Below are 14,780 nucleotides of genomic sequence, written 5' to 3'. Positions count from 1 at the left end.
GAACCCCCATGACTAGACAAGCTTTGCGTGCCAGTGTCGTCCTGCTCTCCCTCGGTCTGCTGCTGGCGCAGGCAGCCCAGGCCAAGGTCAGTGCCGAGCAGGCGGCGCAGTTGCATGACCGCCTCACGCCGTTCGGCGCCGAGCGCCAGGGCGACGCCAGCGCGGGGATTCCCGAGTGGCAGGGCGGCCTGATCCAGGCCCCGGCCGGCTATGGCGGTCCCGGCAGTTTCCATGTCGATCCCTTCGCCGGCGAGCAGCCGCTGCGGGTGATCGATACGCAGAGCCTGCAGGCCGATGCGGCCAATCTCAGCGAGGGGGTCAAGGCGCTGTTCAAGGCCTACCCGCAGAGCTTCAAGGTGCCGGTCTACCCCAGCCACCGCAGCTTCGCCGCGCCCCAGGAGATTTATCAGAACACCTTGAAGAATGCCCAGCAGGCGAGCCTGGCCGCCGGTGGCAATGGCCTGGTCGGTGCCTACGCGGGGATTCCGTTCCCGATCCCGGCGGACGGCCGCGAGGCGATCTGGAACCACATCGCCCGCTGGCAGGGGCGTTACATCGATGAGGTCGCCGTCACCGCCCAGGTCACCGCCAGCGGCAGCTACTCGGTGCTGCGCGAGCGCATCCAGCTGCTCTCCAACTACTACCATCCGCAGAAGAATGCCGGCAGCCTGGACAACCAGCTCTACTCCTACGCCAGCGAACTGCTGCCGCCCTCGCGTGACGTCGGCCGCGCACTGCTGGTGCACGAGCCCATCGACCAGGTCGCCGAGCCGCGTTCGGCGTGGATCTACAACCCCGGTCAGCGCCGGGTACGGCGTGCGCCGACCCTGGCCTACGACACGCCGATCGACGGCATCTACGCCGACGACACCGACATGTACAACGGCGCCACCGACCGCTACGACTGGAAGCTGCTCGGCAAGCGCAGCCTGCTGGTGCCCTACCACAACTACGCCATGGAACAGCCGGGACGCCCGGCCGACGAGTTGATCAAGCCCGGCCACCTCAACCCCGAGCTGACCCGCTGGGAAATGCACCGCGTGTGGGTGGTCGAGGCGACCCTGCGTCCCGGTCAGCGCCACGTGCACGCCAAGCGCCGCTTCTACCTCGACGAGGACAGCTGGTACGCCCTGATGGTGGAAAACTACGACGCCCGCGGCGAGCTGTGGCACGTCAACCTGGCCTTCAGCAAGAACGCCTACGAGGTGCCCACCATCGCCCCGGTGAATCTGGTGTTCCACGACCTGATCGCCCGCAGCTACACGGTGCTCGGCCTGCGCAACAATGAGAAGGCGCCGCGTCAGTTCCTCCTGGCGGCGCCACCGGAGAGCTACTTCACGCCGGGCAGCCTGCGGCGCAAGGGCACGCAGTAGAGCCTTGTCGGCGCCTCGGCCCAGCATCCTGGCGCCACGTCTGTCGCGCAGCGCACGTCCCTCCGAACAGGCGCCCCGGCGCCTGTTCGCACTTTGCGGGTGACGGCCTCCGGTAAAACCCGCAAAATACGGCCAATCCGGCTGCCTGGCAGCCCGTTCCTTTCGCGACTGGAGTAACCCGCACCACCATGCGCATGCGCCTGATGCTGCTGGGCGGCGGCAATGCCCTGGGGCAGGCGCTGATCCGCCTGGGGGCCGAGGAAGATATCGGCTTTCTGGCCCCACGCCCGCCCGAGGGCGGCTGGGATGTGGCCAGCCTGACCCAACTGCTCGATGACACGCGCCCCGATGCGCTGATCAATCTCGCCTACTACTTCGACTGGTTCCAGGCCGAAACGGTCGACGAGGCGCGCTTCGCCCAGCAGGAACGGGCCCTGGAGCGCCTGGCCGAACTCTGCCAGCACCACAATATCGTCCTGCTGCAGCCGTCCAGCTACCGGGTGTTCGACGGCTCGCGCGCCACCGCCTACAGCGAGAAGGACGAGCCGGTGCCGCTCGGCCTGCGCGGCCAGGCGCTGCGGCGCATCGAGCAGTGCGTGCGGGCCACCTGCCCGCGGCATGTGCTGCTGCGTTTCGGCTGGCTGCTGGACGACAGCGCCGACGGCCTGCTCGGGCGTTTCCTGCGCCGGGCCGAGCTGGAGCAGGAGCTGTTCATGGCCGATGACCGGCGCGGCAATCCGACCCTGGTCGACGACGCCGCGCGGGTGATCATCGCCGTGCTCAAGCAGCTCGACTGTCAGATCCCGCTGTGGGGCACCTACCATTACGGCGGCCACGAGGCGACCACGCCGCTGGCCCTGGGCCAGGCGATCATCAGCGAGGCGCGCCCGCTGCATAAGCTGCACGTGCGCGAGGTCAGCCCGCAGGCGCACGCCGCGCGCCCGGATGCCGCCGACGAGCCGCAGCACGCGGTGCTGGCCTGCAAGAAGATCCTGCACACCTTCGGCATCAAGCCGCGCGCCTGGCGCTCGGGCCTGCCGGCCCTGCTTGACCGCTACTACCGACATCACTGAGGCCGCATGAGCGACTTACCCATCCTGATCACCGGCGGCGCCGGCTTCATCGGCTCGCACCTGGCCGATGCCCTGCTCGCCGCCGGCCACCGCGTGCGCGTGCTGGACAACCTGTCCACCGGCAAGCGCAGCAATCTGGCCCTGGACAACCCGCGCCTCGAACTGCTCGAGGGCGACGTGGCCGATGCCGCGCTGGTGCGCCAGGCGGTCGGCGGCTGCCAGGCGGTCGCCCACCTGGCGGCGGTGGCCTCGGTGCAGGCCTCGGTCGACGACCCGGTGAGTACCCACCAGAGCAACTTCATCGGTACCCTCAACCTCTGCGAAGCCATGCGCGAGGCCGGCGTGCGGCGGGTGGTGTTCGCCTCCAGCGCGGCGGTGTACGGCAACAATGGCGAGGGCGTGGCGGTGCGCGAGGACACGCCCAAGGCGCCGCTGACTCCCTATGCCGCGGACAAGCTGGCCAGCGAGCACTACCTGGATTTCTACCGGCGCCAGCATGGCCTGGAGCCGGCAATCTTCCGGTTCTTCAACATCTTCGGCCCGCGCCAGGACCCGTCCTCGCCCTATTCGGGGGTGATCAGCATCTTCACCGAGCGCGCCCTGGCGGGGTTGCCGATCAGCGTGTTCGGCGATGGCGAGCAGACCCGCGACTTCTTCTATGTTGCCGACCTGGTGCCGCTGCTGGTGCAGGCCCTGGGCATGCCGCAGGTGGCTGTCGGCGCGGTGAACGTCGGGCATAACCAGGCGGTCAGCCTGAATCAGCTGCTGGCGGCGATCCGGGCCGTGCTCGGCCAGTTGCCGGCGGTCAGCCATGGCGCCGCGCGCCCCGGCGATATCCGCCATTCGCGGGCAGACAACGGCCTGCTGCTGGAGCGCTTCGACTGCGCCCCGGCCACCCCGCTGCAGATCGGCCTGGCGCGCCTGCTGGGACGCTGAGCGGCCGGCCGGGCACAAAAAAAGCCGCGCATAGCGCGGCTTTTTGTTGGGCGGGGCTAAGCGCGGATTAGAACTTGTAGCCCAGGCCGACCATGTACACGAACGGATCGACGTCGACGTCCACTTCGACTTCGCTGCCGCCGAAGCTGGTGGTGCCGGTGGTGTCGATATCGATGTAGCGCACCTGGGCGTTGAGCAGCAGGTTGTCGTTGAGCATGTAGTCCATGCCCACCTGGTAGGCCAGGCCCCACGAGTCATCCATGTCCAGGCCGGAGAAACCTTTGTCTTCGGCTTCGCTAGTCAGCTCTGTATCGAAGAACCAGGTGTAGTTGATGCCCAGGCCGACATAGGGTTGGAAGGCGGATTTGCTGTCCAGCGGGTAGTACACGGCGCTCAGGGTCGGCGGCAGGTGCTTGAGCTCGCCGAGCTGGCCATTCAGGCCGGCGAACGGGCCAGGCATGCCTTTTACGCCCACATCATGATTGAACGGGGTGGCGGCCAGCAGCTCGATACCGATGTTGTTGGTGACCATGTAGGCGAAGTTCAGGCCCAGCTGGGTGTCGCTGTCCAGGGTGGCCTTGGTGCCGGCAACGTCGGTGTTCAGGGCACCGACCCAGATCTCGCTGCTGTCTTCATGAGGGTCGACGGTGGCTGCACCGGCGCGAACGATGATGTCACCCGCCTCGAAGGCCTGGGCCATCGGCGCCGCAACGGCGAGGGCGAGAAGGGATGCGGTCAGCAGGGACTTGCGCATGGTGTGCTCCAATCAGTTTTAGGAATGTGTTGGCTGAATGGATTGTCAGCCAAGCTGATGGAGGCACTTGTTGACCCAGCTCAATAGCCGGAAGCGTTGTAGGGCTTTCGGGGTGCGTCAATCTGGCACACCCCTCGCCATCACATTTCGTAGGGATAGATCTTCTCGGCCTGCATCTGGTAGCCGGCTTCGGCCAGCTCGCTGCTGATCTGCGCGACCTTGAGCGGGCCCTCGATCCAGAACGGCTGGTACAGGGCGTCCATCAGCACGCCCAGCTCGCTGGTGACGTGGATGATCTGGTTCGACGGCGGCGGCGGCACGTGGATGCAGGCGCCGAAGTAGGGTACGAAGAGGAATTCGGTGACCCGCCCCTCCTCGGTCACATCCAGCGGCACGATGTAGCCGGGCAGCTTGATCTGCTGGCCGTCGAACGCCTTGACCACCGGCGCCGCCGGCGACTGCTGGGTGGCGGCCGGGGCGCTTTCGGCGGCGAGCTGGTCGGCCAGCTGGCTCAGGTCATGCAGCGGGGCGCCCGGCTGCGCCTGCACCGGTGCGCCGGCCGGGACCAGTTCGCTCCAGGTCAGCTCGCGGGCGTCCGCCGCCCACAGGGGCGTGGCGCAGAACAGCAGCAGGGCGAGCAGGGCACGCAACATCCAACACCTCACAAACGAATCGACAGGCCATCGGCCAGGGATTGCCGATAGGCGCGCCAGGCCGGCACGCTGCCCATCAGCAGGGCGGCCGCCAGGATAGCGCCGAGCAGCGTCCACTCATAGCCGCTGGGGACGGCCAGGGGCAGGTACAGTCCATGGTGCGCCTGCACATAGCCCTGGCTGGCGGCGATGCCCAGGTAGAGCAGGATCAGGCCGAGCAGCACGCCGGCCAGGGCCAGGGCCAGGGCCTCCAGTACCAGCAGGCTGGCGATATGCCAGGGCCGTGCGCCTACCGAGCGGAGGATGGCCATCTCGCGGCGGCGCTCGTTCAGGCTGGTGAGGATAGCGGTGAGCATGCCGATCAGCCCGGTCAGCACGACGAACAGGGAAACCACGAACAGCGCCTTCTCGGCCACGCCCATCAGGCTCCACAGCTCCTGCAGGGCCACCCCGGGGAGGATCGCCAACAGCGGTTCGCTGCGGTATTCGTTGACCTCGCGCTGCACGGCGAAGGTGGCGATCTTGCTTTTCAGGCCGAGCAGCACGGCGGTGATCGCCTTGGGTTGCAGGCCCAGCGCGCGGGCCTGCTCGGCCGAGACCTTGCCGGCGCCGCGTGCCGGCATGCCGTTCTGCCAGTCGACATGCAGCGCCTCCATGCCCGCCAGGGAGATGTGCAGGGTGCGATCCACCGGGGTGCCGGTGCGGGCGAGGATGCCGGCCACGGTGAAGGGCTTGTCGTCGTGCTGGGTCAGGCTGATGGTGCTGACGCCGTGGGCCAGGACGATCCGCTCGCCCAGCCGGTAGCCCAGCGCCTCGGCCACTTCGGCGCCGAGCACCACCTCGAACAGATCGGCGAAGGGCTTGCCTTCGGCCAGCTGCAGGCTCTGCCCGCGGCCGTAGTGGTAATGGGCGAAGTAGCCGACATCGGTGCCCATCACCCGGTAGCCGCGGTGCGAGTCGCCCAGCGACAGCGGGATCGCCCACTTCACCTGCGGGTGTTTGGCCAGTGCCTCGAAGCTGTCCCAGCGGATGTTGTTGGTGGCGTTGCCGATGCGGAACACCGAGTACAGCAGCAGGTTCACCGAGCCCGAGCGGGCGCCGACGATCAGGTCGGTGCCGCTGATGGTGCTGGCGAAGCTGGCGCGGGCCTCGCTGCGCACCCGCTCGACGGCCAGCAGCAGGCACACCGACAGGGCGATGGCGAACACTGTGAGCAGGGCGGTGAAGCGGCGGTTGGCCAGGCTGGCCAGGGCGATGCGGATCAGGTGCATGTCAGGCCTCTTGCTGGCGCGCGGCGCGGTTCAGTTCGGCTAGCGACAGGCTGCGGTCGAACAGTGGCGCCAGGCTCTGGTCGTGGCTGACGAACAGCAGGCTGGCGCCGGCCGCGCGGCATTCGGCGAACAGCAGCTGGAGGAAGGCCTCGCGGGCATCGTGATCGAGCGCCGAGGTCGGTTCGTCGGCGATCACCAGTTCCGGCTGGCCGATCAGCGCGCGGGCGGCGGCGACGCGCTGCTGTTGGCCGATCGACAGCGAGTCGGCGCGGCGTTCGAGCAGCGCGGCGGGCAGCCCGAGGTGGCCGAGCAGGCGGGCGGCGGCCTGGTCGATGCTGCCGTGGCGCTGGATTGCGCGCTGGGCCCGGCTGCGCGAGAAGCGGCAGGGCAACTCGACGTTCTCACGCACCGAGAGAAACGGCAGCAGGTTGAACTGTTGGAAGATGTAGCCGGTGTGGTCGACGCGGAAACGGTCGCGGGCGCTGGACGACAGGCGTCCGAGGTCCGTGCCGAGCAGGCGCACCTGGCCGCGGCCGGGCTGCTGCACGCCGCCGAGCAGGCCGAGCAGGGTGGTCTTGCCGCTGCCGCTGGGGCCCTTGAGGAACAGGCTCTCGCCGCGTTGCAGGGTGAAGCTGGGGATATCCAGCAACTGCGCCTGGCCGGGCCAGGCGAAACCGAGGTCGGTGAGTTCGATCAGTGGGTCGGACATGGTCGGGCCAATGGCGGACGAGGGGCACAGCATAGGGAGTTTGCCCCTGCAGGTGTAGACGCTGCCGGCTGGTAATGCCGGCGGGCTGCTCACGATCTTTCCAGGCCGGCGCGGGCGAGGGCAGAGCCAGCCGCACGCCTGGGGTGGCCGGCTATTGCGTAGGGGGCGCCGTGCGCAGCAGAAACTTCGTGCATGGCCTGTGGTGCGCGCGGCGCACCCTGCAACAGGGGCGTGAGCGGCTGCTCAGAAGGCCAGGCGCGAATTGCCCGGACTGAGCTGCACGCCCTGCTGGCCGCTGGGGCCGATCAGCTGCACGTCGAGCTTCTCGGTGCCGGGGAAGCTGCCGAAGAAGCTGCCCAGCTCCAGGGTCTTCAGGGCGGCGGGCGCGGCGCAGGCGAATTGGTAGTGGGCGCTGATAGCGCTGTGCCCCGGCTCTTCGTCGTCGGTCGGCTCGGCGTGCTCGCCGAACAGGGCGCTGCGCAGTTCGTGCTCGCGCAGCGCGCACTGGGCCTCGATGGGCAGGGCGAACAGGGCCTGGGGTTGCTCCAGTTGCCGGCGCGCGGCGGCGACCTTGGCCTGGTCGTCTGCGCTGCTGGCGGCATGCTCGAAGCCGAGCAGATTCATCGCCGGGCTCTCCAGCTGGATTTCCAGGGTGTTGCCGTCCAGCGCCACATTCAGGGCGGCCAGGCCGTGCTCGTGCTTGTCCAGGCTGGCGTGTTCTTCGTGGCCATGCTCATGGCTTTGAGCGTTTGCAGCCACCAGCGGCAGCAGGGTGAGGGGCAGGGCGAGCAGAAGGTGGCGCATGGCGGCTCCGGGTAGTAAGAGGTTGTGGTTATGTTATAACAAGTTTTTGGCGCGATTGGCCAGCGGGTTTGGCGACACGGGGCGGGCGTGGCAGCATGCCGGCAGTTGAACGAGGAGTGGGGCATGCTGCGCATCAAGGGGCGGATCGGCGACTGGCCGGTGGATCTGGTGGTGGAAATGGATCGGGAGGACTGGGCGCAGCTGGCGGCGCTGCTGCCCCGCGACGGCGTGGCGCCGGTGCAGGCCGCGCCGGTGGTCGCCGCGCGGCCGCAGGACGGTCTGTGGCAAACCGCGCAGGACCTGTTGCAGCGCGCCGGCACGCTAGAGGGTCCGCAGCTGCTGGCCGAGCTGAGCGCCCTGGCCGGCGGTGCCGCGGCGGGCAAGCGCCTGCTGGTGCGTTTGCGCCATTGTCCACAGGTACAGGTAGAAAGCGGCGCCGAAGCGCCGCTGTATCGCTGGGTCGGCTGATCAGCCGGCCTGGTTGATCTGGATGCCCGGCGCGCCGCGCTGCAGCTGTTCGCGGATGGCCGGGGGAATGGCGGTCTTGGCGAAGGTCTGCGCATCGACCATCACGTAGGTGACTTCGCTGCGCGCCACCAGGCGCTGCTCGGCCTGCTGGACGATCTCCACCAGCAGGCTGTAGGAGGTGGTGCCCAGGCGCAGGGTCTGCACCTGCAGGGTGAGCACGTCATCGAAGCGCGCCGGCGAGCTCCAGTCGGTGGTCATGCGTACCACCTGGCTGTCCAGGCCACGGTCGAGCAGGTACTGATAACTGCCAAACAACGCGCGGTAGAACTCGGTGGCGGCCACGTCGATGTAGTCGCCGTAGCGCGCGTTGAACACCACCTGCTGGGCATCGCACTCGCCGTAGCGCACCCGCAGCCGCAGTTGGAAGGGGGGACTCATCTCGGCCTCCTCACTCTGTTCCAGTCGCAATAGACCGTAGGGTGCGCCGCGCGCACCGAAGCCTATGCGGTGCTCGTGGTGCGCATAGCGCACCCTGCGCAGGCGCGCCTCCGCGCAGGTTCTCAGTAGATCGCCTGGTACAGCTTGCGCCGGTAGAGGGTCACCAGCGGATGGTCGTTGCCGAGCAGGTCGAACACCTGCAGCAATGTCTTGTGGGCGATGCCCTCGGCGTAGCTGCGGTTGCGCACGAACAGCTTGAGCAGGCCGTCCAGTGCCGCCTCGTGCTGCTGGCGCGCCAGTTGCTGGATGGCCAGCTGGTAGGTCGCTTCGTCGTCGTTGCCGTCCTGGGCCAGGCGGCTCTTTAGCTCGGCGCTGTCCGGCAGGTCGGCGGCCTGGCGCAGGAAGGTCAGCTGCGCCTTGGCGCCGGCCAGGGCCTGCTTGTGTTCGTCGCCTTTGACCGCCGCCAGCACTGCCTCGGCTTCGCCCAGCTCGCCACGCTCGGCCAGGCAGCGGGCATAGAGGATCAGCGCCGCGGCGTTCTCGTTGTTCTCGGTGAGTACCTGCTTGAGCAGGCTCTCGGCCTCGCCGATGCGCCCTTCGGCGAACAGTGCCTGCGCCGTTTCCATGGGGTCGGCGGCTTCCGGCTCCGGCTCGGCGACATGCGGTTTGAGCATCTCGCGGATCGCCGATTCCGGCTGCGCGCCGGCGAAGCCGTCGACCGGCTGGCCGTTCTTGAACAGCACCACGGTGGGCAGGCTGCGGATGCCGAAGCGGGCGACGATGTCCTGCTCGATGTCGCAGTTGACCTTGGCCAGCAGCAGTTCGCCGCGGTACTCCTCGGTGATCTTCGCCAGCAGTGGCATCAGCGCCTTGCACGGCGCGCACCATTCGGCCCAGAAGTCCACCAGCACCGGCTTGTGGAAGGAGTTCTCGATCACCAGCTGTTCGAAGCTGGCGCTGCCTGCGATATCGAAGATGTAGGGGCTGTCGCTCATGGGGACTCTCGGAAAGGCGAAATGCTGGAACTATAAGTGCTGGAACTATAGATGTGGGCGCATGCGCCTGGATACAAGCGCCCGGCTAGTCGCGCCGGGCGTGGTACAGGCTGACGTGGCGGAATTCGGCCGGCTCGGCCAGGTCCGGCCAGGTGCAGGCTTCGAGCATGCCCAGGCGCCGGTACAGCGGGTGCTGGAAGTCCTTGACCCGCGAATCGGCGACCAGTGCCTCGCGGCCGCGGCTGAGGAAGTGGTCGAGCAACGGCAGGTTGGCGCGGTCGTAGAGCACGTCGGCGACGATGATCAGGTCGAAGCGGTCGGCCTCGGCGAAGAAGTCCGTCGAGTAGCTCAGCTCGACGCCGTTCAGCTCGGCATTGGCCCGGCAGGATTCGATGGCCAGCGGGTCGAGGTCGCAGGCCACCACTTCCAGGGCGCCGGCCTTGGCCGCGGCGATGGCTGCTACCCCCGAGCCGGCGCCGAAGTCCAGCACGCGCTTGCCGCGCACCCACTCGGGCCGCTCGGCCAGCCACCGCGCCAGGACCAGGCCGCTGGCCCAGCAGAAGCACCAGTAGGGCGGCTCCTCGAGGATCAGCCGGGTCTCTTCCGGGCTGAAGCAGCGGTCCATGTTCGCCGCATCGATCAGCCACAGCTTGAGGTCGGTGCCGGGCAGGGTCTGCGCCACCAGGCGCGCGTCGCCGAGCAGCTGGTGCAGGGCGGCCTGCAGGATTGGCGGGGCGCTCATGGCGCTCTGACCAGCGGCAGCTCGCCGAGGTTCTGGCTCTGCGCCTGGCCGATGCGCTGCGGCGGCAGGCGCAGGACCAGGCGCCCGGACTGGCTGATGCGGGCGCGCAGCTCGACCCGCGCGCCATTGGGGAAATACGCCGGGTTGAACGGCAGGCGGAACGGCAGCAGCTGGCCGTCGCCGCTCAGTTTCAGGCTGCCGAGCAGCTGTTGCGGGCGGTCGCGTTCGTCGATCACCAGCAGGGCCATTTCCACCTCGCTGCCCGCCGGCGGCGTGCGCAGGCTGCCGCGCAGCTCGCGCATGTGGCCGGGCAGCGGCGCCTCGACCACGGCGGCCGGTTTGGCCTCGGCAACGGCTGTGGTGGCGGGCGGCGGCACGGGTTGTTCCGGCGCGCTGGCACAGGCCGCGAGCAGCAGGGTGGCGCAGAGAACGAGCAGGGGACGTATCGACATGGCAAGTCCGCAGGAATGGGGCTGAACGGGCGCCTGTATACCGCAAAGGCGCTGGCTTGTCTTGGCAAAGGGATGCGCTACCATGAGCCACTTTTTCACAGGCGCCGCCCCGGCGCCCGTTGCACCAGGCGCCAGGCGGCCATTGTGCCGTGGGAGCGGTTTCCGCCGCGAGTTTCGCGGATCAATCCGCTCCTGCAACAGCCGCGCGGTCGGGCAACGGGTAGTCGCGGCGGTGCCGTTGCCCAGGGCCGTTTCCCGCCATGCATTGTCCCTTCTGCGCCGCCAACGACACCAAGGTCATCGATTCGCGTCTGGTCGCCGAGGGCGAGCAGGTGCGCCGCCGCCGCGAGTGCCTGGCCTGCGGCGAACGTTTCACCACCTTCGAGACCGCCGAGCTGGTGATGCCGCGCCTGATCAAGCAGGACGGCAGCCGCCAGCCGTTCGACGAGGACAAGCTGCGTGCCGGCATGCAGCGCGCGCTGGAGAAGCGCCCGGTCAGCGTCGAGCGTCTGGAAGAGGCGATCGCCCACATCAAACAGAAGCTGCGCGCCACCGGCGAGCGCGAGATCAAGTCGCTGGTGCTCGGCGAGCTGGTGATGACCGAGCTGCAGAAGCTCGATGAAGTGGCCTATATCCGCTTCGCCTCGGTGTACCGGCGCTTCCAGGATCTCAACGAGTTCCGCGAGGAAATCGACCGCCTGGCCCGTGAGCCGGCCAAGCCATGAGCATGGTTGCCAACGACCAGCAGTTCATGGCCCGCGCGCTGGAACTGGCGCGCAAGGGCCTGTACTCCACCCATCCCAACCCCCGGGTCGGCTGCGTCATCGTCCGTGACGGGCAGATCGTCGGCGAAGGCTGGCACGCCCGCGCCGGCGAGCCGCATGCCGAAGTGCATGCCCTGCGCCAGGCCGGCGCGCGGGCGCAGGGCGCCACCGCCTACGTCACCCTGGAACCCTGCAGTCACCACGGGCGCACGCCACCCTGCGCCGATGCGCTGGTCGCGGCCGGTGTCGCCCGCGTGGTGGCAGCCATGCAGGACCCCAATCCGCAGGTATCCGGCAAGGGCCTGTTGCGCCTGATGCACGCCGGCATCGCGGTGCAGGGTGGGGTGCTGGAAGCCGAGGCGCGGGTGCTCAACGCCGGCTTCATCAAGCGCATGGAGCAGGGCCTGCCGTTCGTGCGGGTCAAGCTGGCGATGAGCCTGGACGGGCGCACGGCCATGGCCAGCGGCGAGAGCCAGTGGATCACCGGCCCCGAGGCGCGTTCGGCGGTGCAGCGCCTGCGCGCGCGGGCCAGCGCCATCCTCACCGGCGCCGACACCGTGCTCACCGACCAGGCGCGCCTCACCGTGCGCCCCGATGAGCTGGGCCTGGGGGCCGAGCAGGCGGCCCTGGCGGTCAGCCGGCCGCCGTTGCGCGTGCTGGTCGACGGGCGCCTGCGCGTGCCGCTGTCCGCGCCCTTCTATCAGGCCGGGCCGGCGCTGGTGGCTACCTGCGCGGCGGCCGCCGCCCGTGATCGCTTCCTCGAGGACGGCCACGAACTGCTCGCCGTGCCCGGCAGCAATGGCCATGTCGACCTGCGCAAGCTGCTCATGGAGCTGGCCAGCCGCGGCGCCAACGAGGTGCTGGTCGAGGCCGGACCGCGCCTGGCCGGGGCCTTTGCCCGCGCCGGGCTGGTCGACGAGTACCAGCTGTTCGTCGCCCCCAAGTTCCTCGGTTCCAGCGCGCGGCCGCTGCTGGACTGGCCGCTGGCGCGGATGGCCGAGGCGCAGGAGCTGGAGATCCGCGAGATCCGCGCGGTAGGCAGCGACTGGCGGATCATTGCGGTGCCGAAGAAGGCGTAGGTGGGGTTGAGGCGCGCAGCGCCGAAGCCCAACGGACACAGATGAGGTGGCGTAGGTGCTGAGCCATTCGTTGTTGGGCTTCGCTGCGCTCAACCACAACCAACTAGCCCCCGTTGTCAGCTGCCATGCGCCGCCGCGGCAAATATGGTAAAACGTCCCGCGCAGCCCCTGGTGGCTGCAACGTTCTCAGGGCGGGGTGTAATTCCCCACCGGCGGTAATGACATGCCAAGTGTCTAGCCCGCGAGCGCTTGCCTACCCTGACCCGGGCGGCAAGGTCAGCAGACCCGGTGTGATTCCGGGGCCGACGGTCATAGTCCGGATAAAGAGAGAGCGGGATTCCCTTCCGGGGCGCCGTGCGTCTGCGCCCGCGAAAATCCCTATCGATCCCATCGCCCTGTTTGTTTTCCGAACAGGAGTGCGTAGTGATGTCTTATGCTTTTCGTTCTGCCCGCCGGCTCGTGCACGGCGGCGGTGCGCTGCCAGTAGGGGAGGCCTGATGTTTACCGGAATCATCGAAGCGATCGGCACCATTCGGGCGCTGAGCCCCAAGGGCGGCGACGTGCGTGTGTATGTCGAGACCGGCAAGCTGGACCTGGCCGATGTGAAGCTGGGCGACAGCATCGCGGTCAACGGCGTGTGCCTGACCGCCGTGGAGCTGCCCGGCAACGGCTTCTGGGCCGACGTCAGCCGCGAGACCCTGGCGCGCAGCGCCTTTATCGACTTGAAAGCGGGGAGTAGGGTCAACCTGGAGAAGGCCCTGACGCCGACCACCCGCCTCGGCGGCCACCTGGTCAGCGGCCATGTCGATGGCGTCGGCGAAGTCGTGGCCCGCGAGGAGAATGCCCGCGCCATCCAGTTCCGCATTCGCGCGCCGCGCGAGCTGGCCAAGTACATCTCCCTGAAAGGCTCGATCACCGTCGACGGCACCAGCCTGACGGTGAACGCGGTGAATGGCGCCGAGTTCGAGCTGACCATAGTGCCGCATACCCTGGTCGAGACCATCATGGCCGACTACCGCCCCGGGCGGCAGGTCAACCTCGAGGTCGACCTGCTGGCGCGCTACCTGGAGCGCCTGCTGCTCGGCGACAAGGCCGCCGAGCCCAGCGCTTCCGGCATCAGTGAAAGTTTTCTGGCCGAACACGGCTACCTGAATAAGTAAGGACTGGCCACCATGGCTCTGAATACCGCAGAAGAACTGATCGAAGACATCCGCGCCGGCAAGATGGTCATTCTCATGGATGACGAGGACCGCGAGAACGAAGGCGACATCATCATCGCCTCCGAATGCGTCACCGCCGAGCACATCAACTTCATGGCCCGTTTCGCCCGTGGCCTGATCTGCATGCCGATGAGCCGCGAGCGCTGCGAGCTGCTCAAGCTGCCGCTGATGGCGCCGCGCAACGGCTCCGGCTTCGGCACCAAGTTCACCGTGTCCATCGAGGCCGCCGAGGGCGTGACCACCGGCATCTCCGCCGCCGACCGCGCGCGTACCGTGCAGGCCGCCGTGGCCAAGCATGCGGTGGCCGACGACATCGTCAGCCCCGGCCACATCTTCCCGCTGATGGCCCAGCCCGGTGGCGTGCTGGCCCGTGCCGGGCACACCGAGGCTGCCTGTGACCTGGCGCGCATGGCCGGTTTCGAGCCGAGCGGGGTGATCTGCGAGATCATGAACGACGACGGCACCATGGCCCGCCGTCCGGAGCTGGAAGTGTTCGCCGCCGAGCACAACCTGAAGATCGGCACCATCGCCGACCTGATCCACTACCGGCTGATCCACGAGCGCACCGTGCAGCGCGTCAGCGAGCAGAAGATCGACAGCGAGCTGGGCCAGTTCAACCTGGTCAGCTACCGCGATGCCCTGGACGACAGCGTGCACATGGCCCTGACCCTGGGCAGCATCTGTGCCGAGACGCCGACCCTGGTGCGCGTGCACAACGCCGATCCGCTGCGCGACCTGTTCCTGGTCAAGCAGGCCGGGCGCTGGAGCCTGCGCGCGGCCATGGCTGAAGTAGCCAAGGCCGGCAGTGGCGTGGTGCTGCTGCTGGGCAACCCGATCAACGGTCCGGAACTGCTGGCCCAGCTCGAGCGTAGCCAGGGTGCGGAAAGCAAGTCGGTCAGCCCGACCACCTACAGCACCGTAGGGGCCGGCTCGCAGATCCTGCGTGACCTCGGCGTGCGCAAGATGCGCCTGCTCAGCTCGCCGATGAAGTTCAACGCGATATCCGGTTTCGACCTGGAAGTAGTAGAATACCTGCCCGCTGAATGACC

Annotated in this window: 17 protein-coding genes and 1 riboswitch; of the genes, 8 read left to right on the top strand and 9 right to left on the bottom strand. The window is 68.3% G+C overall.

Translation table 11 applies throughout. From position 1 onward, the window contains the following. Window positions 1-8 precede the first annotated feature (8 nt). From F3I62_RS07330 to F3I62_RS07320, 3 genes are all read left to right on the top strand, one after another. The gene (locus tag F3I62_RS07330; protein ID WP_160488984.1) at window positions 9-1,373 is read left to right on the top strand and encodes a DUF1329 domain-containing protein; all 1,365 of its coding nucleotides are present in this window, start codon (window positions 9-11) and stop codon (window positions 1,371-1,373) included. Between the two features lie 188 nt (window positions 1,374-1,561). Then, the gene (locus tag F3I62_RS07325; RefSeq protein WP_160488983.1) at window positions 1,562-2,446 is read left to right on the top strand and encodes a sugar nucleotide-binding protein; all 885 of its coding nucleotides are present in this window, start codon (window positions 1,562-1,564) and stop codon (window positions 2,444-2,446) included. A gap of 6 nt (window positions 2,447-2,452) precedes the next feature. Then, window positions 2,453-3,382, top strand: coding sequence for an NAD-dependent epimerase/dehydratase family protein (locus F3I62_RS07320; protein ID WP_160488982.1), 930 nt, complete (start codon window positions 2,453-2,455; stop codon window positions 3,380-3,382). A 67-nt stretch (window positions 3,383-3,449) separates the two neighbouring features. Here the strand turns inward: F3I62_RS07320 and F3I62_RS07315 are convergent, their stop codons facing one another. From F3I62_RS07315 to F3I62_RS07295, 5 genes are all read right to left on the bottom strand, one after another. Then, entirely contained in the window at window positions 3,450-4,136 is a 687-nt protein-coding gene (locus F3I62_RS07315; protein ID WP_160488981.1) for an OmpW family protein, read from the bottom strand. A 140-nt stretch (window positions 4,137-4,276) separates the two neighbouring features. After that, window positions 4,277-4,789, bottom strand: coding sequence for a DUF3299 domain-containing protein (locus F3I62_RS07310; protein WP_160488980.1), 513 nt, complete (start codon window positions 4,787-4,789; stop codon window positions 4,277-4,279). Window positions 4,790-4,797: 8 nt separating this feature from the next. Continuing rightward, window positions 4,798-6,060, bottom strand: coding sequence for an ABC transporter permease (locus tag F3I62_RS07305; protein ID WP_160488979.1), 1,263 nt, complete (start codon window positions 6,058-6,060; stop codon window positions 4,798-4,800). Window position 6,061: 1 nt separating this feature from the next. Then, the gene (locus F3I62_RS07300; RefSeq protein WP_160488978.1) at window positions 6,062-6,769 is read right to left on the bottom strand and encodes an ABC transporter ATP-binding protein; all 708 of its coding nucleotides are present in this window, start codon (window positions 6,767-6,769) and stop codon (window positions 6,062-6,064) included. A 243-nt stretch (window positions 6,770-7,012) separates the two neighbouring features. Beyond that, window positions 7,013-7,573 carry a DUF2796 domain-containing protein gene (locus tag F3I62_RS07295; protein ID WP_160488977.1) on the bottom strand — a complete coding sequence of 187 codons (561 nt, stop codon included), beginning with the start codon at window positions 7,571-7,573 and terminating at the stop codon, window positions 7,013-7,015. Between the two features lie 123 nt (window positions 7,574-7,696). Between F3I62_RS07295 and F3I62_RS07290 the strand changes: the two genes are divergently transcribed. Continuing rightward, on the top strand, window positions 7,697-8,041 hold the full coding sequence (locus tag F3I62_RS07290) for a hypothetical protein (RefSeq protein WP_160488976.1): 345 nt from the start codon (window positions 7,697-7,699) through the stop codon (window positions 8,039-8,041). On the opposite strand, the gene F3I62_RS07285 is transcribed toward F3I62_RS07290, so the two are convergent. The 4 genes from F3I62_RS07285 to F3I62_RS07270 form a co-directional block, all read right to left on the bottom strand. Then, the gene (locus F3I62_RS07285; protein WP_160488975.1) at window positions 8,042-8,479 is read right to left on the bottom strand and encodes a thioesterase family protein; all 438 of its coding nucleotides are present in this window, start codon (window positions 8,477-8,479) and stop codon (window positions 8,042-8,044) included. It abuts the gene before it with no gap. 122 nt (window positions 8,480-8,601) lie between these two features. Continuing rightward, a complete protein-coding gene (gene trxA / locus F3I62_RS07280) occupies window positions 8,602-9,474 on the bottom strand; it encodes a thioredoxin (RefSeq protein ID WP_160488974.1) in 873 nt (290 codons plus the stop codon). Between the two features lie 85 nt (window positions 9,475-9,559). Continuing rightward, a complete protein-coding gene (locus tag F3I62_RS07275; RefSeq protein WP_160488973.1) occupies window positions 9,560-10,216 on the bottom strand; it encodes a methyltransferase in 657 nt (218 codons plus the stop codon). After that, window positions 10,213-10,668 carry a YbaY family lipoprotein gene (locus F3I62_RS07270; RefSeq protein ID WP_160488972.1) on the bottom strand — a complete coding sequence of 152 codons (456 nt, stop codon included), beginning with the start codon at window positions 10,666-10,668 and terminating at the stop codon, window positions 10,213-10,215. The genes F3I62_RS07275 and F3I62_RS07270 overlap by 4 nt, the downstream gene beginning before the upstream one ends. Before the next feature lie 260 nt (window positions 10,669-10,928). Between F3I62_RS07270 and nrdR the strand changes: the two genes are divergently transcribed. The 4 genes from nrdR to ribBA all read left to right on the top strand — a co-directional run bounded on the left by nrdR (window position 10,929) and on the right by ribBA (window position 14,778). Then, window positions 10,929-11,393, top strand: a complete 465-nt coding sequence (gene nrdR, locus F3I62_RS07265; protein WP_160488971.1) for a transcriptional regulator NrdR — start codon at window positions 10,929-10,931, stop codon at window positions 11,391-11,393. A gap of 2 nt (window positions 11,394-11,395) precedes the next feature. After that, window positions 11,396-12,511 (top strand): bifunctional diaminohydroxyphosphoribosylaminopyrimidine deaminase/5-amino-6-(5-phosphoribosylamino)uracil reductase RibD, encoded by a 1,116-nt coding sequence (gene ribD, locus F3I62_RS07260; protein ID WP_160489053.1) that lies wholly within the window; start codon window positions 11,396-11,398, stop codon window positions 12,509-12,511. A 178-nt stretch (window positions 12,512-12,689) separates the two neighbouring features. After that, window positions 12,690-12,848, top strand: a riboswitch (FMN riboswitch). Window positions 12,849-13,008: 160 nt separating this feature from the next. Next, window positions 13,009-13,671, top strand: coding sequence for a riboflavin synthase (locus F3I62_RS07255; RefSeq protein ID WP_160488970.1), 663 nt, complete (start codon window positions 13,009-13,011; stop codon window positions 13,669-13,671). A gap of 12 nt (window positions 13,672-13,683) precedes the next feature. After that, a complete protein-coding gene (gene ribBA / locus F3I62_RS07250) occupies window positions 13,684-14,778 on the top strand; it encodes a bifunctional 3,4-dihydroxy-2-butanone-4-phosphate synthase/GTP cyclohydrolase II (RefSeq protein ID WP_160488969.1) in 1,095 nt (364 codons plus the stop codon). The last annotated feature ends 2 nt before the right edge of the window (window positions 14,779-14,780 follow it).

The sequence above is a fragment of the Pseudomonas sp. R-28-1W-6 genome (genome assembly GCF_009799925.1).
Taxonomy (GTDB): Bacteria; Pseudomonadota; Gammaproteobacteria; order Pseudomonadales; family Pseudomonadaceae; genus Aquipseudomonas.
The sequence above is the reverse complement of the archived record's forward strand: the minus strand, read 5'-3'. Positions and strand labels throughout refer to the sequence as shown.